The organism is Christensenella timonensis (assembly GCF_900087015.1).
Lineage (GTDB): Bacteria > Bacillota > Clostridia > Christensenellales > Christensenellaceae > Christensenella > Christensenella timonensis.
In genome coordinates, this window is record NZ_FLKP01000002.1 from 1,692,259 (window position 1) to 1,718,086 (window position 25,828).

The window sequence follows — 25,828 nt, forward strand, 5'->3', positions numbered from 1 at the left end:
ATTGCTGTGTTATTGCTGGTCTTCAGCCTTTACACCTTTATGTGTCAAGTTGATCCTGCCCTGTTTGTCAATCTCGATAACTTTAACAAGCAGCTCGTCGCCAATGTTGCAAACATCTTCGACTTTTTTGACGAATTCATTGGAGAGGTTTGAAATCCGGCACATGCCTTCCTTGCCGGGAGCCAGTTCCACGAATGCCCCAAAATTCATGATACGCGTTACCTTACCGTTGAATACTTCGCCGACTTTAACGTCCTTCACGATCGTTTCGATGATCTTGCGCGCTTTTGAAGCCGCTTCATCGTCCGGCGTCAGGATAGAAACGCTTCCGTCGTCTTCAATGTCGATCTTCACGCCAGTGTCTTCGATGATCTTGTTGATCACCTTACCGCCGCTGCCGATGACTTCGCGGATTTTGTCCGGATCGATCGTGAAACGGATGATCTTCGGTGCATAAGGCGACAAATGATCCTTGGGCGCAGGCATGACTTCCGTCATCTTGTCCAGGATGAATAACCTGCCGCGCAGGGCCTGTGCCAATGCACGTTCCAAAATTTCCTTATCGATCCCCTTGATCTTGATATCCATCTGGATTGCCGTGATACCCTTTGCGGTACCGGCTACCTTGAAGTCCATATCCCCGAGGAAGTCCTCCAGGCCCTGGATATCGGTCAGTACGACAATCTTGCCGTTTTCTTCATCTTTGATCAGCCCCATCGCGCAGCCCGCGACCGGCGCTTTGATCGGTACGCCCGCGTCCATCAGCGCAAGGCAGCTCGCACATACGCTCGCCTGTGACGTCGAACCATTCGAGCTGATGACCTCGGATACGGAACGGATCGCGTAGGGGAATTCTTCTTCCGACGGCAGGACGGGTTCCAGCGCCCTGGCAGCCAGTGCGCCATGCCCGATTTCACGCCGCGATGTCGAACGCATCATACGCGCTTCCCCCGTCGAATACGGCGGCATATTGTAATGATGCATATAGCGCTTGAAATCTTCTTCCGAAATACCGTCAAGGTTCTGGCCTTCGCGCATACCGCCCAGCGTAACGATATTCATCGCCTGTGTGAGGCCGCGTGTGAATACCGCGCTGCCGTGCGTCCTCGCAAAAATTCCGGTTTCGCACCAGATCGGACGGATATCTTCATATTTACGGCCATCCGGGCGCGTTTCGTCATTGACAATCTTGCCGCGGATGACTTCCTTTGTCATATAATAAAGCACGTCCGCAACATCGGCGGCACTGTCCGGGTACTCTTCTGCAAAGTGCTCGATCACTTCCTGCTTTACCTGATCCTGACGCGTTTCGCGCTCCGTCCTGTCGAACGTATCGACGCTCCACACTACTTTATCAGCGGCATAGGCACGCACCGCCTCATTGAGCTCGTCCGGAATCTGGTGGATCTCAACTTCCTTTTCGGGCTTGCCGATATCATTTTTGATGTCTTCAATAAACGCACAGATGCGTTTGATCTCTTCGTGCCCAAAGAGGATCGCGCCCAACATTTCCTCTTCCGTGATCTCATTTGCACCGGCTTCCACCATCATAACGGCGTCTTTTGTACCGGAAACCGTCAGGTGCAGGCGGCTCTTTTCGCGCTGCTCGCTATCGGGGTTGATCACATATTCGCCGTCTACAAGGCCTACGACAACCGTACCTGTCGGCCCGGCAAAAGGCAGGCCGGAGATGCTCAGTGCCGCGGAAGAACCGATCATCGCGAAAGCTTCCGGCGGGATATCCGTATCTACCGACATGACCGTAGCAATAATCTGTACGTCATTGCGGTAGCCTTTCGGAAAAAGCGGACGGATCGGGCGGTCGATCAGGCGCGCCGCCAAGATCGCCTTTTCGGAAGGTCTTCCCTCCCGCTTGATAAATCCGCCGGGAATCTTCCCTACGGAATACATTTTTTCTTCAAATTCTACGCTCAGCGGAAAAAAGTCGATCCCTTCCCTCTGCGTTTTTGATGCTGTGGCAGTTACCAGTACAGCCGTATCCCCGCATCTTACGATGACTTCGCCGTCTGCCTGGAAGGCGTACTTACCGCTCTCCACAGTGAGAGTCCGGCCGCCCAGTTCCATTTCATATACATGGTTTTGTTGCATAATTTATTCATTCCTCCTGGATTTGATACACCATCGTTCCCATATATCCGTCCCTCAAACAATATAAGGCCGGCGGCTATATGACATTTACATGAAAAAGAGCGAGAAAACCCCGCTCCATTTCTTATTTTCTTAAGTTGAGACTTTCGATCAGGCTCCTGTATCTTTCGATATCTTTCTCTTTCAGGTAATTGAGCAAACCTCTTCTCTTACCAACCATTTTCAGCAACCCACGTCTTGAGTGCGAGTCCTTATTGAACGCTTTCAGATGTTCGTTCAAGTGGTTGATACGGTATGTGAGAAGCGCAATCTGCACTTCCGGGGAACCAGTGTCGCCCTCTTTCTGGGCATACTTCTGAATGATCTCTGTCTTTACTGCCTTATCCATTTTTTCTACCTCCATTTTCTTGTAAATCCCGCAATGCTATGGTGGCGTCGGAGTGTCGCGCATCAGGGCATCCGGTAAAAGTACACGAGAATTATTCTAACATATTATGTAGTCTTTGTAAACCTCTAAATTCTCAAGCATGCCGCTTGCACTGCGCGCATCACTGGCAATCTGGCGCTTGAGTTCGTCCACATTCGCGAAAGCTTTTTCCCTGCGGATCTGGCGGACAAAATAGACGCGCATCTCCTCATTGTATACGTCGCCCGAAAAATCCAGGATAAACGTCTCGATATTCGGCGTATCGTCGCTTTTTACCGTTGGTTTTGTCCCTACATTCGTTACCGCGCTGTAAAGGTTACCGTCCACCTGGGCGATCGTCGCATATACGCCGTATTGCGGCAGCAGCTTGTCTGTCGAGATGTTCGCCGTCGGAAAACCGATTTTCGAACCAAGATGGTTCCCCTTTTCGATCGTACCGTCCACAAAATAAAAACGCCGTAAAAGCTTTGCCGTCTCTTCCATATTCCCGGCGAGAATCAACTCCCGGATGTATGAGCTGCTGACTTTTTCGCCATGGTATTCGATACGCGGCATGACGTGCAGGGTATAACCGTATTTTCCACTTTGCTCCCGAAGATAGTCCGTCGTACCCTCCGCATTTTTTCCAAATCGAAAATCAAAACCGACCGTAATATGCTTTGCATGGAAATCATGGACAAGCCGCTTGATAAATTCCTGCTTCGTCATCTGCGAAAACTGCCGGTCAAAGGCCTGTAAATAAAAACCGTCCACTTGCATGTCCGCAAAAATTTCTTCTTTTTCCTGCAGCGTATAAATATTTTTGTACGCTGCGTGGTTCGGCTTCCCGTCAAACGTATAAACCAGAGAAAAAAGGCCCTCTTGGTTTTCAATATCCTCGATCAGCGTCCTGTGCCCTTCGTGTACTCCGTCAAACAGCCCGATCGCCACCGCTGTATCCTGCCGTATCGGCAAATCATCTTGTGTCAATATTTTCATGCCTACCCCTCGCGCAGTTTGAGCATCGAAACGATTTTCAGCATATCCGCTGCGCGTTTTCCAATCCCAATCAGTTCGTTCCTGCAATAGACGGCATAAGTAACGCCGCTTTCCACCTGCAGGTTTGGTGCCTTATTCAAATCAACGGGCGTCCCCGTTGTCAGGATATCATATAAATATCCTCCGCAGCATATGCGGGGCATAAAATCCAGCGCCGTTTCAAGGGGGATCATGGCCCTGCCGATTTCCTGCGTTTTGCACAACGCCTCCAGTTCATCCAGTGTCCACGCATCCTCGATCCTGTAGCCGCCTGTTTTTGTACGCATTAAAAACGACGTATAGGCATAGGCGCCGAGTGCGCGTCCCATATCTGCACACAGGCTTCTGATATATGTCCCTTTGGAACATTGCACTTTCAGCAAAAAACGGTTCTTTTCCGCATGCAGGATGTCGATCGCATGGATACACACCTCACGAGGAGGTTTTTCCACTTCGATTCCCTTGCGGGCCAGCTGATAGAGCTTCCTGCCCTCGTGCTTGATGGCCGAATACATGGGCGGCCGCTGCATGACCGTCCCCAGAAATCGCGGAATGACCCTTTGCAGGTCGTCCCGCGAAACAAAAGTATCCGCGCGGTTTATGATTACGCCATAGCTGTCCTGCGTATCCGTTTCCGCTCCAAAGCAGATCTCCGCGATATATTCCTTTTCAGCCGCCATGATATAGTCCGCGACTTTTGTCGCCCGTCCGACGCACACGGGAAGCACTCCCGCCGCCCCCGGGTCAAGCGTACCCGTATGCCCTGTCTTGCGCACGCCCAACATACGCCGCAGGCGCGTCACCACATCGCTTGAGGTCATCGCCGGCGGCTTCAACACATTCAGGACGCCGTTCATTGCAGGTGATTCTCCGCCGATTTGTCGATCCGTTCCAGAATATCGTAGATATTGCCTTTCATCATGCAGCCTGCCGCTTTGGTATGCCCGCCGCCGCCGCACTGCGCCGCCATAGCGCCCACATCCGCATAATCGTTGGAACGGAAACTAACTTTATAGGTATCCTTGCTCATTTCACGAACAAACACCGCGATCTCGACGCCATCCACTTCACGCGCATAATTGATCAGTATCTCGCAATCCTCGACAAGCGCGCCCGTTTCCTCAAGGTCGGACAGCGTGATCACCGAAACAGCCAGCCGCCCGTCCTTCGCAAAACGCATCTTATCAATAAAACGGGCGATCAGCTTCGTCGCTCCCAGGGAGCGCCTGTTGAAAATCTGGTCGGCCATCTCAACAAGCGGGAAACCGCACTGCATCAACTGCGAAAAGGTTGCCAAGGTCTTTTCCGTGGTATTGGAATATGTGAAATTGCCGCTGTCTGTCGCGATCGCCATATAGATCGCCATCGCCGTCGTCCGGTCGATATCGATCCCCAGCTTGCCAAGCAGCTCAAAAATAATTTCGCCTGTCGCCGCCGCTTCCTCCACATAATTGACCTTACCGTAATCCGTATTGGAGATATGGTGGTCGATATTGCAGTTTGGCTTGCTCAAAAAAATCTCCTGTGCATCGGAAAGGCGGGGAAGCGTCGCGCAATCTACGCTGATCGCCGCATCATATGCCTCTTCCTTTACATCGCCGATCAAGCGGTAAAGCGGTTTAAACTCTTCAAACGCAAGCTTTTTCGGAGGTTCTGACAATAAAATAACCTCGGCTTTTTTGCCAAGATTATCGAGCCCCCGCGCGAGGGCATAAGCGCTCCCGAGCGCATCCCCATCGGGGTGGAGATGCGTCAGGATCGCAAAGTTTTCGTGTTCTTTGATAAAGCCGATTACTTCTTTCATTCACTGTCCTTACTGTTGACGTCATCCAGAATTTTGGAAATCTTGATGCTGTATTCAATGGAATCATCCAATACAAAGGAAAGCTCCGGTACACGCCTCAAATCCACCGCTTTTGCAAGCTTTGTACGGATAAAGGACGCGCCATGATTGAGCGCGTCGACAGACGCATGGCGTTTCTTGTCCGACGCATCGTAGACGCTGATATATACTTTGGCAAATTTGAGGTCGGAGGTAATTTCCACCCTCGTTACGCTCGTCATCGCAGAGAGCCTGTCGTCCTTGACGTCGGTACGGATGATATCCGCAAGCGCGCGCTTGACTTCCTCGTCGATCCTGTTCATTCTGTTTGTTGACATTTCAAGACACCTACCGTTCTATTTCGCGCATCTCAAAGCATTCAATAACGTCGCCTTCCTTAAGATCGTTGTAGTTATCGAGGGAGAGGCCACATTCGTACCCTTGCGCGACTTCTTTCGCATCGTCCTTGAATCGCTTCAATGAACTCAGCGTTCCTTCATATATAACCACATTATCCCGCAGCAAACGAACCTGGCAATTGCGCTTTACAACGCCGTCCGTTACATAGCAGCCAGCAATCGTTCCGACGCTCGAAACCTTGAACGTTTGGCGCACCTCCGCATGGCCGATCACGGCTTCTTCGTATTCCGGTTCCAGCATGCCCTTCATGGCTGCTGTGATATCCTCAATCGCCTTATAAATAATGCGGTACAAACGGACGTCGACCTTTTCATGCTCGGCCGCAGCCATCGCCATATTGTCCGGGCGCACGTTGAAGCCGATGATGATCGCGTTCGCCGCCGAGGCCAGCATCACGTCTGTTTCCGTGATCGCACCTACGCCGCAATGGATCGCGCGCACACGCACTTCATCATTCGATAGCTTCTCCAAAGACTGGCGTACCGCTTCCACAGAACCTTGTACATCCGCCTTGATGACGATATTGAGATCCTTGATCTGGCCCTCCGCGATCTGGCTGAAAAGATCGTCCAAAGATACCTTGGACATCTTCTTGAGCATTTCCGCTTTCTGCCGGTCTTTCCGTTCTTCCGCGACCTGCTTGGTAAGCTTGTCTGCCGGTGCCGCGTGCAGGATGTCGCCTGCGGCGGGAACCTCCGAAAACCCAATCACCTCAACAGGCTGTGACGGCAGCGCCTCGTCGACCATCTGCCCCCTGTCGTTCACCATTGCGCGCACACGGCCGTATGCCGTTCCTGCAACGATCGTATCCCCAACCTTAAGGGTTCCCGTCTGTACCAAAACAGTCGCGACCGGGCCGCGGCCCTTATCGAGCTGCGCCTCCACGATCGTTCCCCTCGCAAGGCGATCCGGGTTTGCTTTCAATTCCTGTACGTCCGCAACCAGCAGGATCATTTCGAGAAGCTTGTCGATCCCTTCGCCCGTCTTTGCGGACACTGGTACGACGATCGTATCCCCGCCCCATTCCTCGGGCAGCAATTCGTATTCCGTCAATTCCTGCATGATCTTCTGCGGGTTCGCATTTTCACGGTCGATCTTGTTGATCGCAACGATGATCGGAACTCCCGCGGATTTTGCATGGTTGATCGCTTCCACGGTCTGCGGCATAACGCCGTCGTCCGCCGCGACAACGATGATCGCTACGTCCGTGACCTGTGCGCCCCGTGCACGCATCGCCGTAAAAGCTTCATGTCCCGGCGTATCGATGAAGGTGATCTTTTCCCCATTCAATTCGACCTGGTACGCGCCGATGTGCTGCGTGATCCCGCCCGCTTCGTTTTCCGTTACCTTGGAAAGCCTGATCTTGTCGAGCAGGGAGGTTTTACCATGGTCAACATGTCCCATGATCGTAACGATCGGCGGACGCTTGACAAGCTGTTCCTCCGTATCTTCCGCTTCATCCACGAGGATATCTTCGGCTGTTTGCGCAATTTTCTGCTCCAGCTCGATGTCATATTCGCTCGCGATCAGCTGTGCCGTATCAAAATCGATTTGAGAGTTGATAGTAGACATCATGCCGAGCAGCAATAGCTTTTTGAGGATTTCCGATACCGGTTTGCCAATTTTTTCAGAGAACAGCTTAACGGAAATCGTTTCCTCTGTAATCGTCGCCTTCTCGATTTTGATTGGTTCGATCACCGTCTTAGGCTGCTGTTGCTGCTTTTTATGGCGCTTTCTGGAACCCTTCGGAAAATCATCCTCATCGATCGCAAAAACGCGTTCTTTGATTTTCGGACGCTTATTACGGTCGTCTTCCTGCTGTTTCTTGCTCTTACCGTGATCGAAACCGCCGCCCGGCTTTTTGGAGGAGAATTTCTTCTCCGGACGCGCTTCCGTTGTTGTCCCTGCTGTCTGTGGGCGCTGCGGCCTGCGCGAATCCCCGGCATCCTGCCTGGGGGCCGGCTTCCTGTCTTCCGGACGCTTATTCTCAAATGCCCGCTTTGCTTCCTGTGGTTTTCTCTGTTCGCTTTTTTGTGCCGCGGGGGTATTCTGCGGCTTATTCTCCCGAACAGAAACAACTTCTTCAGGTTTTATGCTTTCTTTCACAGTTTCCTGTTTGATGCTTTTCGCAGGCTCTTCCACTGTCTTTGCAACAGCTTCCGGTTCTTTCGCGCTCTCTTTTGCTTCCTGCTCTTTTTGCGCAGCAAGCTCCTGCTCGCGCTGCTCTTTCAAACGCTGCTCTTCGCGCTCGGCACGCGCTTTTTCATTTTTGATTTTTTCTATATCAAGAATCTTTGTTTCGATCGCCTTGATTTCTTTGATTTGCGCCTCTGCGTCCGTCTGCATTTCCAAAATCGTATTGAAAACAGACTGCGCGTTGCTCAACAGGTTTTTGTTCGATTCCAAAATTTTAATCTTGCTCAATGATTTCACCCCCGGAAGTAGTGTGGTATTTTTCCCATGCATGCTTTGCAAAATCCGGACACACTATCCCAATAATTTTATTGTTTGGTTTATTCAGGCTCCTGCCCAGTACATCGTCCTCATTTAGAACGATGATCCTCGTTTTATAATAACTGCACGCGTCACGGAACGCCTTTTTAGTGGGTTCCGACGCATTCCCGTCCAAAACGACCAGCTTTACCCTGCCGCTTTTGATTCCTTTATCAACAGATTCAGCGCCATAGACGACCTTGCCTGCGCGGGCTGCCAGCCCCAGAAAATCGAGGAATTTATTTCTTTGCATACCCATCCGCCGCCCTCATCAGTTCCTCATACAATGCGTCGTCCATCCGGCAGCGCATCGCCTTGCCGAATATCTTTCTGGCTTTTTCGATGCATGCGGCATCCGGGCACACATAGGCCCCTCGTCCGCCCTGCTGCTTTCCTGTCAGGTCTGCCCGGTAATTCCCATCGCGCGATTTTACTATGCGTATCAGCTCTTGCTTTGGCTTGCTCTTCCGGCAGGCGATGCAAGTACGCAGCGGAAGATGCTTCTGTTTATCCATTCCCTATTACTCGTTCTGCTCGTCTTCCCCTTCGGCAGCTTCTTCCAGCGTGTCCAGTAAGACGTCTTCTTCCACTTCTTCGACCGCTTCTTCCTCGTTGAGTTCGTCTACAAGGTCAAACTCATCCGAAATCGTCGTGTCCGCATTGGCGAAATCTTCCCCAAATACTTCCTGCTCCGTCTGAGACTGGCTCTTGATATCGATCTTCCAACCTGTCAGTTTTGCGGCCAGGCGCGCATTCTGCCCTTCCTTACCGATCGCCAGCGACAGCTGGTAATCCGGCACGATGACCTTCGCGGCTTTTTCATCTTCATTGATCTGAACCATCACGACTTTTGCCGGACGCAATGCATTGGCAATAAACTCGATCGCATCCGAGCTCCATGGCACAACGTCGATCTTTTCCCCATTCAGCTCCTCAACGACTCTTTCGATCCGCGTACCCTTGTGCCCAACGCAGGCGCCTACCGGATCGATATCCTTTTCATCGCTCCAAACGGCTATTTTTGTCCGTCCGCCCGCCTCGCGCGCGATGCTCTTGATCTGTACGACGTTCTGGCGGATTTCAGGCACTTCCAGCTCGAATAAGCGTTTGATCAGGGATGGGTGCGTACGGGACACAATGATCTGCGGCCCCTTGTTCGTCTTTTTCACTTCCAGCACATAGACCTTGATACGGTCGTTGATATTGTATTGTTCCGTATAAACCGTTTCGCTGACGGGAATGATCCCTTCCGCGCGTCCCAGCTCAACATATACGTTTCCACGCTCGATGCGGTGCACGATCGCCGTCAGTACCTCGTTTTCCTTTTCGGCATACTGGTCATAGATGATGCCGCGCTCCGCTTCACGGATACGCTGCACGACCACCTGCTTTGCAGTCTGCGCCGCAATACGTCCGAAATCGCGGGGCGTAACCTCTGTTTCCACAACATCGCCCACTTCGTATTTATCATGGATCTCCCGCGCTTCCTCCAAAGTTATCTCCGTCTCCGGATCTTCTATCTCCGCAACCACATTCTTGATCGCAAAAACTTTGATCTCGCCCGTATCTCCGTCGATTTCCACACGTGCGTTCTGGTCTGTGCCGAAATGTCTCTTATATGCCGAAATCAGCGCGGTCTCTATCGCTTCCAGTAAAATATCCTTTTTTATTCCCTTATCGTGCTCCAGGTCACTTAAGGCTTCCATAAATTCCGTATTCATAGCCAATCTCCTTTATATGTCTAAATGCAAATTCATTTTTGCAACTTCACTTTTTTCAAAGACAATCTCATGTTCTTCCGTTTCGATCGTTACCGTATTGTCGGTATATCCCGTCAGCACGCCCACAAAAAGTTTGCTGCCCTCAAACGGCTTATAAAGCTTGATATCGATTTCCTTGCCCATGCTGCGGACAAAATCGCCCTCCGTTTTCAGCTCGCGATCCAGCCCCGGCGATGAAACGCACAGGCAATAACTTTCCGCGATCGGATCCCGCTCGTCGAGCACCGCCTCGATCGCGCGGCTCGCCTGCTCACAGTCGTCTAAAAGCACGCCGCCGTCCTTATCGATATAAACCGTCAGCATCCACTCCTGCCCTTGTTTAGCATACTCTGTATCGATATAGATAAGTCCCATATCCTCAACGATAGGACGGGCGATTTCCTCCACCGCCGACTTTACATTTTTCGCCATTTTTTCTCCAAAAATTCGTATTTATAATGCGAAAGAGTGGGCGTCAATCCCACTCTTCGATGCTAGCATCCTATTAACATTATATAGGATAGCACAATTTTCCGCTTTATGCAAGCGTTTTTTAACACTTGTCATTTTTTGGAAAGACTCAATTTGTGCTCTGTTCCATGGATCAGGCGTTTGATATTTTCCCTGTGGCTGAAAACGCCCAGCACCGCAATGATCAGTACCGATAAGATCTGGAACCAATTTCCCTGTGCAAACACGATAGCGGCGATCGCGCTCAGGATCAGGCCGATGATAGAGCCGATGCTCATGATTTTCGTACAGGCGACAATGATGATGGAGATCGTAAAAATCACCAGCGTAGGGATCGGCTGAATAAGCAGCAGCACGCCGATCGTGGAAGCGATGCCCTTACCGCCCTTGAATTTGAGGAAACAGGAATAGTTGTGTCCCACGATTGCAAATACGCCCGCTACGCAAAGCCCCTCATATCCGGCAATCGCGCCGCCGATCAGCGCGGCCGCAACCGCCTTTAAAACATCCCCCGCAAAAACGGCAATGCCAAGGCCCCATCCATAGTTACGCAGTACATTTGTCGTTCCCGCGTTGCCGCTTCCCTTTTCACGGATGTCCTCATGCCTGACTTTTTTCGTAAAAATATAAGAAAAAGAGACCGACCCCAATACATATGCAATTACGGCGCAAAGAATAAGCACCCAAACTTCCATACCTTACGATTCCTCCCTGCCCTCGTTACGTTGCCTAATTATTATTTTAATCGGCGTCCCGCTAAAGTCAAACGTTTTGCGCAAATAATTCTCCAGATAACGCTGGTAGGAAAAATGCATCAGCGGCACTTCGTTCACAAACAATACGAACGTCGGCGGCTTGATACTTACCTGCGTCATGTAGAATACCTTTAACCTGCGGCCGTTCGTTGCAGGCGGCTCCACCGCCGTGATCGCATCCTGCAGGCAGTCGTTGAGAATCCCCGTTGGGATACGCTGCGCATTGTGCTCATACGCTTCATGCAATAGGGCAAACAGCTTATCGACGCGCAGCCCTGTTGCCGCTGAAATATATATTTTTTTCGCATACGGCATGAACGCCAGGTCGGCGGAAATCTTTTTATTGTATTCCTCGATCGTATAAGTATCCTTTTCCACCGCGTCCCACTTGTTGACGGCGATCACACTGGGCTTACCTTCGTCATCGACGAAACCCGCGACCTTGACGTCCTGTTCCGTGATTCCTTCTGTCGCGTCGATCATCACCACCACTACGTCTGCCCTGCGCACCGCGTTCAGCGAGCGTATCACGCTGTAACGTTCGATCGATTTATCGTCGATCCTGCCGCGCTTGCGCATGCCCGCCGTGTCGATGATCGTATATTTGGCGCCGTCACGCTCAAATACGGAATCGATCGCATCACGCGTCGTTCCCGGTATGTCACTGACGATCGCGCGCTCATACCCCAGTATTTTGTTGGTCAGCGAGGATTTCCCAACGTTCGGTTTGCCGACGAGCGCGATTTTTAGCGTATCATCCTCTCCCTCGCCGGGCTCATAATCCCCAATGTAGCCGATGATCTCATCCAACAATTCGCCCAGGCCAAGTCCCTGTGAAGAGGATATCCCCACTACATCGCCGATCCCCAGCTCATAAAAATCAAATATATTTTGCTCATCCGATGGATTGTCGATCTTATTGACTACCACGATCACTGGTTTTCCGGACTTGCGCAGCATCTTTGCCACTTCGTAATCTTCCGAAGTGATCCCGGTTTTGCCGTCCACAAAAAAGAGGATCAGCTCCGCCGAATCGATGGCGATCTCCGCCTGCACACGCATTTGTTTTAAGATCACATCGTCCGTATCCATATCGATACCGCCCGTGTCGATCAGCGTGAATTCCTTGTTCAGCCACTCCGCATCCGCATATATCCTGTCACGCGTAACGCCCGGCGTATCCTCGATGATCGCCAGTTTTGTCTTTGTGATCCTGTTAAAAAATGTAGACTTGCCGACATTCGGCCTGCCTACGATTGCCACCAGCGGCTTTGCCATAGCTTAAAACTCCTTTATTCAATGAGCATAGCGCGGATCCATTCATATCCGTCGTTTTCTATCTTCCTGCACGGGACGCCCAACGCATCTGCAAGATCGTCAAGAGATACCTCGTCCAGCATCGTTTCTTCATTTTCTTTAAAACAACAACTGCTCAAAAACAACACTTCTCCGCGCAGCTTGCCCTTGAGCTGCCTGATCATATCGCCTCCGGTCAGCAATCCCGTCACTGTTACCATTTCGCCGAAAAAATCATTCCTGACCGCATACACGTTGATCTTGATCTTCAGCCTTTCTTCCGCTTCCCGTGCGATCTCCTTCAGAAAGGGATAAAAATCCACTCCGGTGATCATGCCGATTTCTCGGTAACGCGGCCGTTCTCCACCCAGGTCCTCAAGCGCATCCTTTGCCTCGTCCACAAACGACCGCACCATTCCCACGCCATTTTCAATCTGTTCAAACCCTTCGTATTCCTCAAGCTCCGGCAGCGGAAGGCCCGCTTTGATATACATCTCGTCTGCCGGGAAAACAAACCGCGTTTCCTTATTCTCCCGGAGGAATTCCTGTTGATACGCATGTATCATTTCTACGGTTTTACGTGCATTTTTCCTGCTCACAGGCTTTAATGGGTAGCGATTCTCACGAAACCTGGTAAGGCCTGCGGGCACGACCGCCAACGAGCGTACGCCCGGGTAGAGCGCGTAAAGTTCCTCTATCGTTTCCCGCAGGATTTCCCCATCGTTGATCCCTTCGCACATCACCACCTGCGTATGCACCTCAATGCCATTCTCCACGAAGCGCCCAAGGATATCAAAGGTTTTCTGCGCATCATCATTTCCCAGCAGCATATTGTGCACTGCATGGTCATAGGCATGCACCGATACATACAGCGGAGAGATATGTTGGGCCACAATGCGCCCGATATCCCCGTCGCTCAGGTTTGTCAGCGTGATATAGCTTCCCATCAGGAAGGACATGCGCCAGTCGTCATCCTTAAAATACAGGGTCTTGCGCATCCCTTTGGGCATTTGGTCTACAAAGCAAAACACACATTTGTTGCGGCATACGATCTTTCTGCCGAAACCGTCGTCAGCAAAGCCGATCCCCAGTTCTTCATACGGATCTTTCTCGATCTCAATTTCTTCCTCGCTGCCGTCCGCTTTACGGATCAGCAGCAAAAGCCTCTCCTCCGATACCGCGTATGCGTAATCGATATAGTCACGCATTTGCTGCCCATTGATCTTGAGCAGGACGTCGCCTACGCCAATGCCGCATAAGGCCGCGATGCTTCCCTCTTCAATTGTACTGATACGGCGGCCCATGTATACCACTCCTAAAAGAAAGCGGGCAAGCCGCCCGCTTCTTCAATACTTGTTCTGTGTCGCCGCTTATTTATAAAGCGGGAATTCCTCGCACAGCGCAAAGACTTGTTTCGTTACATCGTCCCTCGCACTTTCACCTTCCTTGATCATCTTCGCGATCAGGCTGCCGATGATCTCCATCTGCGGCTCTTTCATCTTGCGTGTCGTAGCCGCAGGCGTACCGATGCGGATGCCGCTTGTTACAAACGGGCTCAATGTTTCAAACGGGATCGTATTCTTATTGACTGTGATGTGAGCGGAATCGAGCAGGGCTTCCACTTCTTTTCCGGTCTTTCCCTGCTTTCCTACGTCAAGGAGCATCAGGTGGTTGTCCGTGCCGCCGGAAACGAGCCGGATCCCATGATCCATCAGCGTCTTTGCAAGCACAGCAGCATTCTTCACGATCTGTTCCTGATATTGCTTAAATTCAGGCTGCAGCGCCTCGTGGAAGGAGACGGCTTTTGCCGCGATCACATGCATCAGCGGGCCACCCTGTATCCCCGGGAATACCGCTTTATTGATCGCCGGGCCATATTCTTCCGAACAGAGGATCATGCCGCCGCGCGGCCCGCGCAGCGTTTTATGTGTCGTCGTAGTCGTAAAATGGGCATACGGCACCGGATTGGGATGCAAGCCCGCCGCAACGAGTCCGGCGATGTGCGCCATGTCTACCATCAGGTAAGCGCCGGCAGCATCCGCGATCTCGCGGAATTTTGCAAAATCGATCGTACGCGGATAAGCGCTCGCTCCTGCGACGATCATTTTCGGCTTGTGTTCCATGGCCAGCTTGTATACCTGGTCATAATCGATCGTTTCATTTTCTTCACTTACACCATAAGGTACGATGTTGAAATATTTACCTGAAATGTTGACCGGGCTGCCATGCGTTAGGTGTCCGCCATGCGATAAGTTCATACCGAGAATCGTATCTCCCGGATCAAGCATCGCAAAATATACTGCCGTGTTCGCCTGCGCGCCCGAATGCGGCTGTACATTTGCAAATTCTGCGCCAAACAGCTTCTTGGCACGGTCGCGCGCCAGATCCTCCACCTCGTCGACAAATTCGCAGCCGCCGTAGTAACGCTTGCCCGGATATCCCTCTGCGTATTTGTTCGTCAGGTGCGAGCCCATCGCCTGCATCACTGCCGGAGAAACAAAGTTCTCGGACGCAATCAGCTCGATGTTATGCTCCTGGCGGTCAAGCTCGCGCATCATCGAATCATATACTTCACTGTCCGCTTTCTTTACTTCAGAAAAATCCAACATATTTTTTACCCCTTATAAATTTTATCAAAATTTGCGATCGCAAATTTAGCTGCATTTTGTTCCGCTTCCTTTTTGGAGCCGCCTACGCCCTCACAGATGACCTCGCTTCCTACGATCAGCCGCACATAAAAGGTCGTATTATGCGGCGGGCCTTCCTGCCTGCTGACAAGGTAATTGATCTCCTGCTTGACAGTTTTTTGCACCATTTCCTGCAATTGCGATTTATAGTCATGATCGGAAATACGGGTCATCGCCGCCTTGATCGTATTGAAAAACAATACATTGATCACGCTCTGTGCCGCATAAAACCCACCGTCCGTATAAATGGCTCCCATGAGCGCTTCCAGTACATTTTCCAGGATTGACGTTTTATTCCTGCCGCCCGACTGTTCCTCCCCGTTTCCAAGGAAGATATAATGACCCAGATCGATCGTCCGCGCAATACCGGCCAGGGATTTGGAACAAACGATATCCGCGCGTTTTTGCGTGAGCATCCCTTCCGAAAAATCTCCGTAATGGTTGAACAGGTAATCGCTGATGATCAGCTCTATTACCGCGTCCCCTAAAAACTCCAACCGCTCATAGTTGGGTACATTGCCGCATGACGGGTGTGTCAGCGCGCGTACAAGCAAGTCCCCGTCATGGAAGTCATATCCGATTCTCTTTTGCAGTTCCCTTAAAAGCTCATCCATTATTGATCCGTCAACTTCGCGATCTCTTCCTTGATCACTTCCACGACATTTCCAGAAACAAATTTGCGTGAATTCCTGATCGTATTAAAAATTGCCTTTTCATCCGAGCTGCCATGCGATTTCACAACGCCGCCCCGAAGTCCCAAAAGCAATGAACCGCCATATTCCGTATAGTCCATCTTCTTTTTCAACTTTCCGAAAGCGCCTTTCATAAAGGCTGCCCCCAGCTTAGCGCTTGTTGATTCCTTAATGTATCCCTTGAGCATACCGAGGATCGTCTTTGCACATCCTTCGACGAACTTCAGCACGATATTTCCTGTGAAACCGTCGCATACCAATACGTCAAACTGTCCTGACAATAAATCCCTGCCTTCGGCATTTCCCACAAAATGAAGCGGGGCTTCCTTTAACAGCTGATACGCCTGTTTGGTAAGCTCGCTGCCCTTTTCTTCCTCGCCGCCGATGTTGATCAGGCCCACTTTTGGCGCCTGCATACCAAACACTTTTTCCATATAGATACTGCCCATGACGCCAAACTGCTGTAAATATTTGGGCGTACATTCCGTATTCGCGCCCACGTCAATTAACAGCACCTCACCCGTCTGCGTAGGCAGTACCGGTGCCAGCGCAGGCCGTTTGATCCCCGGGATGCGCTTGACGATCAGCGTAGCGCCTGCGACCAATGCGCCGGTGTTGCCGGCAGAAACGGCAATATCTCCCTTTCCCTCCGCCAAGAGCTTGAGCGCAACCGCCATTGAGGAATCCGGCTTTTCTTTGAGTGCCTTAACCGGCGAATCGTTCATTTCGATCAGCTGCGTCGTATGTACGATTTCCAGACGGCTTTTATCATAAGTAAGCCCGCCCAATATCCCTTCGATCCGTTCCCGATCGCCTGTCAATACGATATTGACGTCCGGAAACGCCTCGATTCCTGCCGCCGCGCCCCTTACAATTGCTTCGGGAGCGTTATCACCGCCCATAGCGTCCATTATGATCTTCATGTCTATCCCTCTCAAATCTTCAAACAAATACAAATACAGTATACATGAAAATGTGATGATTTCCAACCTAATTCAACGAAAAAAGGGTCTGTATTCTAACAGACCCCTTTTATAACGCAATCTTATTTAGCAGCTCCCTCTTTCGGCGCTACGACGAGTCTTCCGTTGTAGTATCCGCAATTCGGGCAAACTCTATGCGCAAGCTTCGGCTGATGGCACTGCGGGCACTGCGATACAGCAGGAGCAGTCAGCTTCCAATGCGCTCTTCTTGTACGTTTCCGTTGCTTAGAAGTCCTATTCTTTGGTACTGCCACTTTCTACACCTCCCTGGGTTCAAAACAATCCCTTTAATTTTGCAAACGGATTTGTTTCATCCGTGTCATTTACCGCACAGTTACATTGCGTCTCATTCAAGTCCTGTCCGCACACCGGGCATAACCCCTTGCATGCTTCATCACACAGGAACTGGTGCGGCAAGCCTAATATAATGACATCATACACCATCTTGTCGAGGCAAAGCGCCTCTCCCTTGTAGGTATATTCATCCTCGCCCTGCGTACCCTCCGGCAGGAATACTTCATCGAACTCCCCCGCAAAATCGTACGTCATGTCTTTTAAACAGCGGTCGCACTGTACGTTGAGGACAGCAGCAAGCGTCCCGTTCACGCTGACGCGCCTTTCGTTCACGCTGTACTCTGCCTTAAGCCGGATCGGCTGATCGAAATCGATATCTTCGCCCAGATCCGGGATACCGTTATACTCATAAGAATACGTCGTTCCCTCGTTTTTCAGCGCGTTTGAAAGCTTGATATCAATCATATTTTTTCCTCAGCAAAAAACAGCTACCATATCATTATATTTTTATGCCTTTTAATTGTCAATATCTTTTTTGATGCAACGCCTTTATTTACAGCAGATTTCATAGGTATCTTTTGCAATCGTCATTTCCTCGTCTGTTGGGATAACGAGGATCTTGACCTTGGAATCCGCCGCGGAAATTTCCATCTCCTCGCCGCGCATACCGTCGTTCTTTGCTTTGTCGAGCTTGATGCCCATAAATTCGAGGCCCTCCACTGCATGTGCGCGGACATCCCAGTCGTTCTCTCCTACGCCGCCGGCAAAGGTCAGCACGTCAACGCCTCCCATCGCCGCCGCATAAGCGCCGATGAATTTCTTCAAGCGGTAGTTGAATACGTCGAGCGCCAGTTTTGCGCGTTCGTTTCCTTTTTCTTCTTCTGCCCAAAGGTCGCGGAAATCACTGGAAACACCGGAAATGCCCCATACGCCGGATTCCTTATTCAGGTAATTGATCGCTTGGTCGACATCCATATTCAGTTTTCCCATCAGGTAAGGAACGATCGCAGCATCAAGGTCGCCGCTGCGCGTGCCCATCACAAGGCCTTCCAGAGGGGTAAAGCCCATGGAGGTATCGACCGATACGCCGCCGTCCACTGCCGCGACGGAAGAACCGTTCCCAAGGTGACAGGTAATGATCTTCAGATCCTTGATATCTTTGCCCAGGATTTCCGCAGCCCTCTGCGAAACATACTTGTGCGAGGTACCATGGAAACCGTAACGCCTTACCTTGTAATCCGTATACGCGGAATAAGGGATGCCGTACAGGAATGCTTTCTTAGGCATTTTTGCATGGAACGCCGTATCAAACACGCCGACCATCGGTACGCCCGGCATCAGTTTCTGGCAGGCAGCGATGCCCATCAGGTTAGCAGGATTATGAAGCGGCGCAAGCTCGATGTTTTCCTTGAGCGCCTCGATCACTTCGTCATTGATCAGCACGGAACCGCTGAATTTTTCACCGCCGTGCACCACACGGTGTCCAACAGCCTTGATGCTGGAAAGATCGGAAACTACGCCATGAACCGGATCTGTAAGGGCTTTGATGACTTGCTCCATCGCGTCGTTATGATCCTTCATCGGCGTTTCGATCTCAACCTTATCTTTTCCGGAAGGCTTGTGCTTGATTACAGAGTGATCGATGCCGATCCTCTCGACCAGGCCTTTCGCGATCACATCCTCCGTGTCCATATCAATCAGCTGATATTTCAGCGAGGAACTCCCGGCATTGATTACCAATACATTTGTCATTTTACTATACCCCTTTACCTTAAAAAGACTGTGCCTGTACCGCTGTGATCGCCACAACCGATACGATATCTTCCACACTGCACCCGCGCGACAAATCGTTGACCGGCCGTGCAAGTCCCTGGCTCACCGGGCCGATCGCTTCTGCGCCGCCCAGCCTCTGTACCAGCTTGTATCCAATATTCCCCGCTTGGATGTCCGGGAATATCAATACATTCGCGTGTCCCGCAACCTTGCTGCCCGGGCTTTTCAGCTGTCCTACCGCCTCGATCAACGCTGCATCCGCCTGCAGCTCTCCATCTATATTGAGATCCGGCGCAAGCTCTTTTGCGATCTTGGTCGCTTCCACTACCTTATCCACATGGGGATGCTTCGCACTGTTCTTTGTGGAAAACGAGAGCATCGCTACGCGGGGCTCGATCCCTGCAAGCGTTTTCGCCGTATCCGCCGAAGCGATCGCGATCGCCGCCAACTCTTCCGCATTCGGATCGATATTGATCGCGCAGTCTGCAAAGACCATAACGCCGTCGTCACCCCATTTTGAATCAGGATGCTCCATGATAAAGCTGCTGGACACGATCGAAACGCCCGGCTTCGTCTTGATAACCTGCAGCGCCGGGCGGAGCGTATCGCCCGTCGAATGCACCGCGCCGGACACCATACCGTCGGCGTCGTTGTTTTTGATCATCATGACGGCATAATAAAGGGTATCCTTACAGGTTTCTCTTGCCTGACCTAAAGTGATACCCTTGCTTTTACGCATTTCGTAAAACATCTCCGCATATTCGTCAAGCTTTGCCGAAGTAGCCGGATTGATGATAGTGGCTTTTGACAAATCCACATGCTTTGTGTTGGCGGCTTCGATTTCAGCTTCGTCTCCCAACAAGATCACATGGGCGATCCCCTGTTCGGCTATCTTTGCAGCAGCCTCGATCGTTCTCGGCTCGTTTCCTTCCGGTAAAACAATATTCTTGCTGACTGATTTTGCCTTTTCCTTGATTTTGTCCATTAACGACATTTTCGATACACCTCTTGTTAATATTTATTTCAAAAATTTGGTTTCTCTGTTATAATGACACTCATATATTATATATAAAAACGTTATGCTTTGCAAAGGTATTTTATGAAAATAGCAGGAATAATAGCCGAATACAACCCTTTTCATGCTGGACATGCCTATCATATTTTACAAACGTCAAAATCATACGGTGCGGACGCTGTGATTTGCCTGATGAGCGGTCATTTCGTCCAACGCGGCGAAGCCGCGATCTACGATAAATGGACGAGGGCGCAGGCCGCCGTAACAGGAGGCGCCGACCTTGTACTGGAACTGCCTTTTTTTTATGCTGCGCAAAGCGCCGAAGGGTTTGCACAAGGTGCAGTTTCAATCCTAAACGCACTGCACTGCGTTTCCCTGCTCTCATTTGGAACGGAAACGCACGACCTGGATAGCCTCCGGGATATTGCCGGTATTTTAGCGGAGGAGTCCCCCGCTTTTTCGATGGAAATAAAGGAGCGGCTTTCAGAGGGCGTGTCCTATCCGGCAGCGCGTGCCGCAGCCCTCAAGGCCTGCTTCCCCGCCATCGAGCCTGCTGTATACAGCTCACCCAACAACATCCTTGCCATCGAATATATGAAGGCGCTCGCTGGACAAAACAGTGCCATCAAGCCTGTTAATATCGTACGTTTGGGAAACCGGTATGCGGACAGTACCCTGTCCGAACAGTATTCCAGCGCCACCGCCGTCCGCCGTGAGCTGTTGTCAAACGGGATGGAAAACCTGAACGATTCCGATATCCCCGCTGTAGTCCGGCCCCTGTATAGCGGCGACCCTCTCCCTCCCGAAGCTGTCTTTCCCTATCTTCTTTTTTGCCTGCGAAGTATGGAGATTGGGCAGATGCGGCAAATATACGAAGTGTCCGAGGGACTGGAATACAAATTGCAAAAAGCAGCCTGTCAGGCCGGGAGCTATGCTGAATTCATCGAAATGGTAAAGAGCAAACGCTATACGCAAACGCGCATCCAGCGTATCCTGCTCTATTGCCTGCTGCATCTCACCAAAGAAAAAGCACAGGAACTGAAAGCCCAGTCTCCCTACGCCCGCGTCCTGGCCGTCAAAAAAGAACGACTCGGCCTTTTGGGCGAGATAAAAGCGCACTCCTCTATCCCGGTTGTCACCAAGGCTTCCGAATTCCCGGGAACTCCACTTTTTGACCTGGATATCAAAGCAAGCGACATCTATGCTTTACTGCACAAAAAAATCGCGCCTGCGCGGCGCGATTTCACACAAAAATTCCTGGTTATTTGATACCCAGCGCTTTTTTGATCCCAGGCATCGCGGCAGTCGCCGCTTCCATCCCACGTTCAATGATCTTTTGCGTATCTTTATAATCGCTCCCTTTGATGTCGTTGATCTCCGGTAGGACAAGCACATCCGCTTCTTTCAAATACGTCTGCGTTAAGTACCATTCGGAAATGGTGAAGGTATCCTGCAGTAAATCGACAACAGTCCTGGGCGTTTCGAGCGCTTCCCCACGGTACGAGACATCCACGCCGATTACGATATCCGCGCCCATTTCCCGCGCTGCACGGATCGCCGTCCTGTCGATCACCCCGCCATCGATATATGTTTTTCCATCCAGCTCGTACGGCGTGAAAATCCCGGGAATAGAAATGCTAGCCCGCACCGCTTCATGGATCGGGCCACTGGTAAACCGGCGCAGCTTGGCATCCTCTACGCACGTCGCAATACAACTGAAAGGAACGGCCGCTTTTTCTATGTTGATGTTTTTGGTCATCAGCTTCAGCAGCTCCTGCACCTTGTTCCCTTTTACATATCCTGACGACGAGAGCGTGATATCGAAATATTTCTTTGAATCAAAAACGATCGCGAGGCTCTCCAAGGCGTCAAGGTCTCCTTCCGCCGCAAAAATACCGCCGATGAGCGACCCCATGCTGCACCCTGCAATATAGTCAAGCGGGATCTTCTCCTGTAGTAAAACCCTCAGGACGCCGATATGCGCAAAGCCCCTGGCAGAACCTCCGCCCAATGCCAACCCGATTTTTTTCCTCATATTCCCACTCCTTCCGGCAGCCTTGCCGATAATAAAAAATCTTTATATCGTCGCCAACATAAAGATTTTATACCATATCTACCACAGTCCTGAAACACCAATGTCAGAATTCCGCCTGATCTTTGTTTTTCTTGTTGATAAAGTTCGATTGGTTCTCCTTGATGATGTCCATATATTCCCGCATGTACGAAGACAGATCCTCCAAAACATTGACCGCATAGTCGTTCGCGTTCACGCGGATCTCATATGCCTGCTTTTGCGCCATATCGATCATACGGTTCGATTTCTCGTACGCAAGCTGCGTCACGCGGTGCTCTTCGATCAACTCCGCCAAGCGGTTGTCCACGCCGTCCAGGATATTCTTTGCCTTTTCCTGCGCCTGGTTGATGATCTCCTGTTTATGCCCCAGCACCTCCTGCGCATACAAAAGGTCTTCCGGGATCGAATCCTTGATCTCCTGCAATATCTCCAATACAAAATCTACTTCGATCGTTTTTTTATTGCCAAACAGAGATTTTCTACCGTTTTCAATCTCGTCCAAAATTTCGTCAATCAAATCGAAAATCTTCATGCACTATTCTCCTTTGTCAATCATGCTGAGTATTGCCTCTGGCACATAATCCGAAACGTCCGCGTGAAAAGCAAGCAATTCGCGCACAGCGGTCGAACTGATATAATGCGTTTCAGGCCTTGAAAGCAGTGCTAAGGTCTCGGTTCCCTCAAGCAGCTTCCCGTTGATAAATGCATATTGCTGTTCCAGCTCCAGGTCAGTACCTGTCCTAAGCCCGCGGATGATGACCCTAGCATCCAGTGTCTTTAGCAAATCGACCAGCAAACCATCAAACGAAACCACCTGTATATTTTTGATGTGCCTTGTTGCCGCCTTCACCATTTCTACGCGCTTTTCCACACTGAACATGCACCTTTTGGAAATGTTGTTCAGCACCCCCACATACACTGTGGAAAAAATCACGCCCGCACGCTCGATGATATCGAGGTGCCCCTTTGTGATCGGATCAAAACTGCCCGGATATACACATGCTTCCATTTACTTTTTATCCCACCTGAAAAACGTCAAATGCGTTTTTCCGTACTTTTTATTTTTATAGATGCAGTACCTCTCGTCAACGATCCCGACCGCAGCATCACTTTCCGCCACAAGGATCGCCCCCGGCTTTAAAACCTGTTCTTCCGCCAGAAGCCCGAATGCCGTTGCGTAATAATTGGCTTTATATGGCGGGTCTATAAATACTATATCAAACTTCTTTGTATTTTTAAATACTTTAATTGCATGAATATAATCATTTTTTACGACTTGTGAACGTTTATCATATCCCAGCTTCCTGATGTTTTTTTGGATAATTTTTACACTTTCGTCATACCTATCGCAAAAAACAGCATGACCTGCCCCGCGCGACAAAGCTTCCAGCCCAAGCGCACCGCTTCCGGCAAAAAGATCCAAAACCTCCGCTCCCGCGATCTCAAACTGGATACATCCAAACAAGGCTTCGCGCACTCTGTCCGTTGTAGGGCGCGTATGATCCCCGGGAAGCGTAAAAAGCTGCGTTCCCCTTTTTTCGCCCGCAATGATCCGTGTCATGCAATCACTTCGTCCGGCGTCACGATCATATCCATTTTGATATCGTGCGCCTCCGGTACCAATTGTCCAAGGATCTGGAAATCGTAAGCGAGCGCAATTTTTTTCGCCAAAGACGCCTCTTTCAGGAAAGCGTCGTAGTAGCCCCCGCCGAATCCGATACGGTTCAACGCCCGGTCAAAGGCTATGCCCGGGACAATGATCAGGTCAAGTTTGCCCGGTTCGATCAATTCCGCCTCATCATATTTTGGCTGTGCTACGCCAAAACAGCTAAGCTCCAGCACTGCGCTTTTGATATTTGCCGCATACATCTTTTTTTTGTGTATGACCGGCAAAAACACCTGCGCACCATGATATAATAGCCATCCCGTGAGGGCTGCCGTCTTGATCTCCCCGTCAAAATCGCTGTAAACCAAAACGTTCCTGCCATCCTTCAATGCCGGCAGGTTAAGCAGGCGTTCCATCACTTTCATGGATTCGTCCTCGATATACTTTGAAGTCAGGCTTCTGCGCATATTTAATACTTTTTCGCGTATTTCCTGCTTTGTCATCTTCTTCTCCACTAATGTGTTTCAATAAACGCGCGGTATGCGCCCATTAAAGCCCAGCAGCACTTCGTAGCTGATCGTGCCGCACAAACCAGCGATCTCGTCCGCGTCGATTTTTTTATCGCCCGCTGTGCCGAGGACGACCGCTTCATCCCCTACCGACAACCGTCCCTCCACATCCGTCACGTCGATCATCGTCTGATCCATGCAAACGCGGCCGAGGATCGGCGCGTAATAAGCGCCTTTTTCCGTTTTCACGATCATCCTGCCCTTGTTTGAAAGCAGACGGTTATAGCCGTCGCCATAACCGATTTGAACAGTCGCGACCCTCGTTTCACGCGCCGTGGTAAACGTACTGCCATAGCCGATGCACGTCCCCTTCGGAACGGTCTTGATATGCGATATCTCTGCGAAAACCTCCATCACCGGCAGCAGTTCCACCTTCTCCTTACAGACATAAGGCGAAGCATAGTATCCGTACATGGATATCCCGTAACGTACCATATCATGCCCAAACTGCGGCAAGTCGATCGTTCCCGCACTATTGTCGGCATGCACCATAGGAGCAAACCCACAGTCATGGATGCGCTTTACATAGCGCATAAACAGGTCGTGCTGACCGGAGGCATGTTCCTTGCTTTGCGCATCGCTGTTCGCAAAGTGGGTGAATACGCCATTTAACAGGATGCGGTCGCAACTGCGCAGCGTATCTAAAAAGCAATCCAGCTCCTCCATGCTGCGCAGACCAATCCGGCTCATGCCCGTATCGATTTTCAAATGCACCCTGACCATTTTATCGGCTTTCCGCGCTTCCTTTTGCAATAGCCTTAGCTCCGCCGGTGTAAAGATACACGGTTCCAGCCCGAGCTGTACCGCCAACTTCAGCTGCACTGCATTGGAACGCCCGATGATCATGACCGGGAGGCTCGTCCCGTTCTCGCGAAGCGGGATCGCTTCTTCCGCCAAAGCCACCGCCAGCATCTCCGCCCCGGCACGCTGTGCGGCCCGGGCACACATAACCGCACCGTGGCCATAAGCGTCCGCTTTTACAACGGCAGCGACCTTGCAGCCTTCCGGCAAATGCTTTATCGCATTTTTGATGTTCTTCTCCAGGTTTTCAAGGCGTATCCGCGCGTACGTTTTCCTATACAAAACATAACCTCAAATGTTATAGAGCATTTCTTCCGTCAAAATTTTAAGCCCGGAATTTTTCAACAGCTCAAAAGCCTTTTCCGTTTCTTCTGCGCGGAAAATAATAAGCGCATTGTCGCTGCGTGTCCCCACAAAGGAATACAGGTATTCCACGCTGATATCATTCTGGTTGAGGATATCCATCACCTTTGCAAGTCCGCCCGGCTCGTCTTCCACTTCAACCCCCAGGACTTCGGTCACGCTCGCGGTAAAACCCGCGTCCTTCACGATCTTTAACGCGGCCTGCGGGTCGTTTACAATACAACGCAGGATGCCAAATTCCGAAGTATCCGAAATACTCAGCGCTTTCAAATCGATCCCGCTGTCCGCAAGCGCCTTGGTCAGGCTGTAAAGCCGGCCTTTTTTATTTTCTACAAATACGGAAATTTGTTTGATCAGCATATTGGTCGCCCTCCTGTTTGTTTCGTAGCCCTTTCACTGCC

Annotated in this window: 29 protein-coding genes; 1 reads left to right on the forward strand and 28 read right to left on the reverse strand. The window is 50.8% G+C overall.

Features of this window, described 5'->3' with window-relative positions; genetic code table 11:
* Positions 1 to 9: 9 nt before the first annotated feature.
* The 21 genes from BN6471_RS09500 to pta all read right to left on the reverse strand — a co-directional run bounded on the left by BN6471_RS09500 (position 10) and on the right by pta (position 19,993).
* Positions 10 to 2,109 carry a polyribonucleotide nucleotidyltransferase gene (locus BN6471_RS09500; protein WP_066648199.1) on the reverse strand — a complete coding sequence of 700 codons (2,100 nt, stop codon included), beginning with the start codon at positions 2,107 to 2,109 and terminating at the stop codon, positions 10 to 12.
* Between the two features lie 124 nt (positions 2,110 to 2,233).
* Positions 2,234 to 2,497 (reverse strand): 30S ribosomal protein S15, encoded by a 264-nt coding sequence (gene rpsO / locus BN6471_RS09505; RefSeq protein ID WP_066648202.1) that lies wholly within the window; start codon positions 2,495 to 2,497, stop codon positions 2,234 to 2,236.
* Positions 2,498 to 2,593: 96 nt separating this feature from the next.
* Positions 2,594 to 3,514 (reverse strand): bifunctional riboflavin kinase/FAD synthetase, encoded by a 921-nt coding sequence (locus BN6471_RS09510; RefSeq protein ID WP_066648205.1) that lies wholly within the window; start codon positions 3,512 to 3,514, stop codon positions 2,594 to 2,596.
* 2 nt (positions 3,515 to 3,516) lie between these two features.
* The gene (gene truB, locus BN6471_RS09515; protein ID WP_066648208.1) at positions 3,517 to 4,410 is read right to left on the reverse strand and encodes a tRNA pseudouridine(55) synthase TruB; all 894 of its coding nucleotides are present in this window, start codon (positions 4,408 to 4,410) and stop codon (positions 3,517 to 3,519) included.
* The gene (locus BN6471_RS09520; protein WP_066648216.1) at positions 4,407 to 5,357 is read right to left on the reverse strand and encodes a DHH family phosphoesterase; all 951 of its coding nucleotides are present in this window, start codon (positions 5,355 to 5,357) and stop codon (positions 4,407 to 4,409) included. The genes truB and BN6471_RS09520 overlap by 4 nt, the downstream gene beginning before the upstream one ends.
* Entirely contained in the window at positions 5,354 to 5,713 is a 360-nt protein-coding gene (rbfA, locus tag BN6471_RS09525) for a 30S ribosome-binding factor RbfA (RefSeq protein WP_066648218.1), read from the reverse strand. Before rbfA ends, BN6471_RS09520 begins: the two co-directional genes overlap by 4 nt.
* 10 nt (positions 5,714 to 5,723) lie before the next feature.
* Positions 5,724 to 8,219, reverse strand: coding sequence for a translation initiation factor IF-2 (infB, locus tag BN6471_RS09530; protein ID WP_066648220.1), 2,496 nt, complete (start codon positions 8,217 to 8,219; stop codon positions 5,724 to 5,726).
* Complete coding sequence (locus BN6471_RS09535) at positions 8,206 to 8,541, reverse strand: L7Ae/L30e/S12e/Gadd45 family ribosomal protein (RefSeq protein ID WP_066650035.1); 336 nt, start codon at positions 8,539 to 8,541, stop codon at positions 8,206 to 8,208. The genes infB and BN6471_RS09535 overlap by 14 nt, the downstream gene beginning before the upstream one ends.
* Positions 8,528 to 8,803 (reverse strand): RNase P modulator RnpM, encoded by a 276-nt coding sequence (rnpM, locus tag BN6471_RS09540; protein WP_066648222.1) that lies wholly within the window; start codon positions 8,801 to 8,803, stop codon positions 8,528 to 8,530. The genes BN6471_RS09535 and rnpM overlap by 14 nt, the downstream gene beginning before the upstream one ends.
* A 6-nt stretch (positions 8,804 to 8,809) precedes the next feature.
* Positions 8,810 to 10,009, reverse strand: a complete 1,200-nt coding sequence (gene nusA, locus BN6471_RS09545; protein ID WP_066648225.1) for a transcription termination factor NusA — start codon at positions 10,007 to 10,009, stop codon at positions 8,810 to 8,812.
* A gap of 12 nt (positions 10,010 to 10,021) precedes the next feature.
* Positions 10,022 to 10,480, reverse strand: a complete 459-nt coding sequence (locus tag BN6471_RS09550) for a ribosome maturation factor RimP (protein ID WP_066648227.1) — start codon at positions 10,478 to 10,480, stop codon at positions 10,022 to 10,024.
* A gap of 131 nt (positions 10,481 to 10,611) precedes the next feature.
* Complete coding sequence (gene plsY / locus BN6471_RS09555; protein ID WP_066648229.1) at positions 10,612 to 11,214, reverse strand: glycerol-3-phosphate 1-O-acyltransferase PlsY; 603 nt, start codon at positions 11,212 to 11,214, stop codon at positions 10,612 to 10,614.
* A 3-nt stretch (positions 11,215 to 11,217) separates the two neighbouring features.
* Entirely contained in the window at positions 11,218 to 12,552 is a 1,335-nt protein-coding gene (gene der / locus BN6471_RS09560; protein ID WP_066648231.1) for a ribosome biogenesis GTPase Der, read from the reverse strand.
* Positions 12,553 to 12,566: 14 nt separating this feature from the next.
* A complete protein-coding gene (locus tag BN6471_RS09565; RefSeq protein ID WP_066648233.1) occupies positions 12,567 to 13,874 on the reverse strand; it encodes a DUF512 domain-containing protein in 1,308 nt (435 codons plus the stop codon).
* Positions 13,875 to 13,940: 66 nt separating this feature from the next.
* Positions 13,941 to 15,179 (reverse strand): serine hydroxymethyltransferase, encoded by a 1,239-nt coding sequence (locus tag BN6471_RS09570; RefSeq protein WP_066648235.1) that lies wholly within the window; start codon positions 15,177 to 15,179, stop codon positions 13,941 to 13,943.
* Positions 15,180 to 15,184: 5 nt separating this feature from the next.
* Positions 15,185 to 15,871 (reverse strand): ribonuclease III, encoded by a 687-nt coding sequence (gene rnc, locus BN6471_RS09575; protein ID WP_066648238.1) that lies wholly within the window; start codon positions 15,869 to 15,871, stop codon positions 15,185 to 15,187.
* On the reverse strand, positions 15,871 to 16,872 hold the full coding sequence (gene plsX / locus BN6471_RS09580) for a phosphate acyltransferase PlsX (RefSeq protein ID WP_066648241.1): 1,002 nt from the start codon (positions 16,870 to 16,872) through the stop codon (positions 15,871 to 15,873). The genes rnc and plsX overlap by 1 nt, the downstream gene beginning before the upstream one ends.
* Before the next feature lie 122 nt (positions 16,873 to 16,994).
* The gene (gene rpmF / locus BN6471_RS12570; RefSeq protein ID WP_074025771.1) at positions 16,995 to 17,186 is read right to left on the reverse strand and encodes a 50S ribosomal protein L32; all 192 of its coding nucleotides are present in this window, start codon (positions 17,184 to 17,186) and stop codon (positions 16,995 to 16,997) included.
* A 19-nt stretch (positions 17,187 to 17,205) separates the two neighbouring features.
* Entirely contained in the window at positions 17,206 to 17,691 is a 486-nt protein-coding gene (locus BN6471_RS09585; protein WP_066648244.1) for a YceD family protein, read from the reverse strand.
* Positions 17,692 to 17,775: 84 nt separating this feature from the next.
* The gene (locus BN6471_RS09590; protein ID WP_066648247.1) at positions 17,776 to 18,978 is read right to left on the reverse strand and encodes an acetate/propionate family kinase; all 1,203 of its coding nucleotides are present in this window, start codon (positions 18,976 to 18,978) and stop codon (positions 17,776 to 17,778) included.
* 19 nt (positions 18,979 to 18,997) lie between these two features.
* Positions 18,998 to 19,993: a phosphate acetyltransferase gene (gene pta, locus BN6471_RS09595; RefSeq protein ID WP_066648258.1), complete on the reverse strand. Its 996-nt coding sequence runs from the start codon at positions 19,991 to 19,993 to the stop codon at positions 18,998 to 19,000.
* 105 nt (positions 19,994 to 20,098) lie between these two features.
* Between pta and BN6471_RS09600 the strand changes: the two genes are divergently transcribed.
* Positions 20,099 to 21,283: a nucleotidyltransferase gene (locus BN6471_RS09600; RefSeq protein ID WP_066648266.1), complete on the forward strand. Its 1,185-nt coding sequence runs from the start codon at positions 20,099 to 20,101 to the stop codon at positions 21,281 to 21,283.
* Here the strand turns inward: BN6471_RS09600 and BN6471_RS09605 are convergent.
* The 7 genes from BN6471_RS09605 to BN6471_RS09635 all read right to left on the reverse strand — a co-directional run bounded on the left by BN6471_RS09605 (position 21,276) and on the right by BN6471_RS09635 (position 25,787).
* The gene (locus BN6471_RS09605; protein ID WP_066648268.1) at positions 21,276 to 22,049 is read right to left on the reverse strand and encodes a patatin-like phospholipase family protein; all 774 of its coding nucleotides are present in this window, start codon (positions 22,047 to 22,049) and stop codon (positions 21,276 to 21,278) included. The genes BN6471_RS09600 and BN6471_RS09605 overlap by 8 nt on opposite strands.
* A 103-nt stretch (positions 22,050 to 22,152) precedes the next feature.
* Positions 22,153 to 22,620, reverse strand: a complete 468-nt coding sequence (locus BN6471_RS09610; RefSeq protein ID WP_066648271.1) for a hypothetical protein — start codon at positions 22,618 to 22,620, stop codon at positions 22,153 to 22,155.
* Positions 22,621 to 22,623: 3 nt separating this feature from the next.
* Positions 22,624 to 23,097, reverse strand: coding sequence for a pantetheine-phosphate adenylyltransferase (gene coaD, locus BN6471_RS09615; RefSeq protein ID WP_066648274.1), 474 nt, complete (start codon positions 23,095 to 23,097; stop codon positions 22,624 to 22,626).
* Positions 23,098 to 23,649: a 16S rRNA (guanine(966)-N(2))-methyltransferase RsmD gene (gene rsmD, locus BN6471_RS09620; RefSeq protein ID WP_066648277.1), complete on the reverse strand. Its 552-nt coding sequence runs from the start codon at positions 23,647 to 23,649 to the stop codon at positions 23,098 to 23,100.
* Positions 23,646 to 24,197, reverse strand: coding sequence for a 5-formyltetrahydrofolate cyclo-ligase (locus tag BN6471_RS09625; protein ID WP_066648290.1), 552 nt, complete (start codon positions 24,195 to 24,197; stop codon positions 23,646 to 23,648). Before BN6471_RS09625 ends, rsmD begins: the two co-directional genes overlap by 4 nt.
* A gap of 21 nt (positions 24,198 to 24,218) precedes the next feature.
* Positions 24,219 to 25,346 (reverse strand): alanine racemase, encoded by a 1,128-nt coding sequence (gene alr / locus BN6471_RS09630; protein WP_066648293.1) that lies wholly within the window; start codon positions 25,344 to 25,346, stop codon positions 24,219 to 24,221.
* A 9-nt stretch (positions 25,347 to 25,355) separates the two neighbouring features.
* Positions 25,356 to 25,787, reverse strand: coding sequence for a hypothetical protein (locus BN6471_RS09635; RefSeq protein WP_066648296.1), 432 nt, complete (start codon positions 25,785 to 25,787; stop codon positions 25,356 to 25,358).
* Positions 25,788 to 25,828 lie beyond the last annotated feature (41 nt).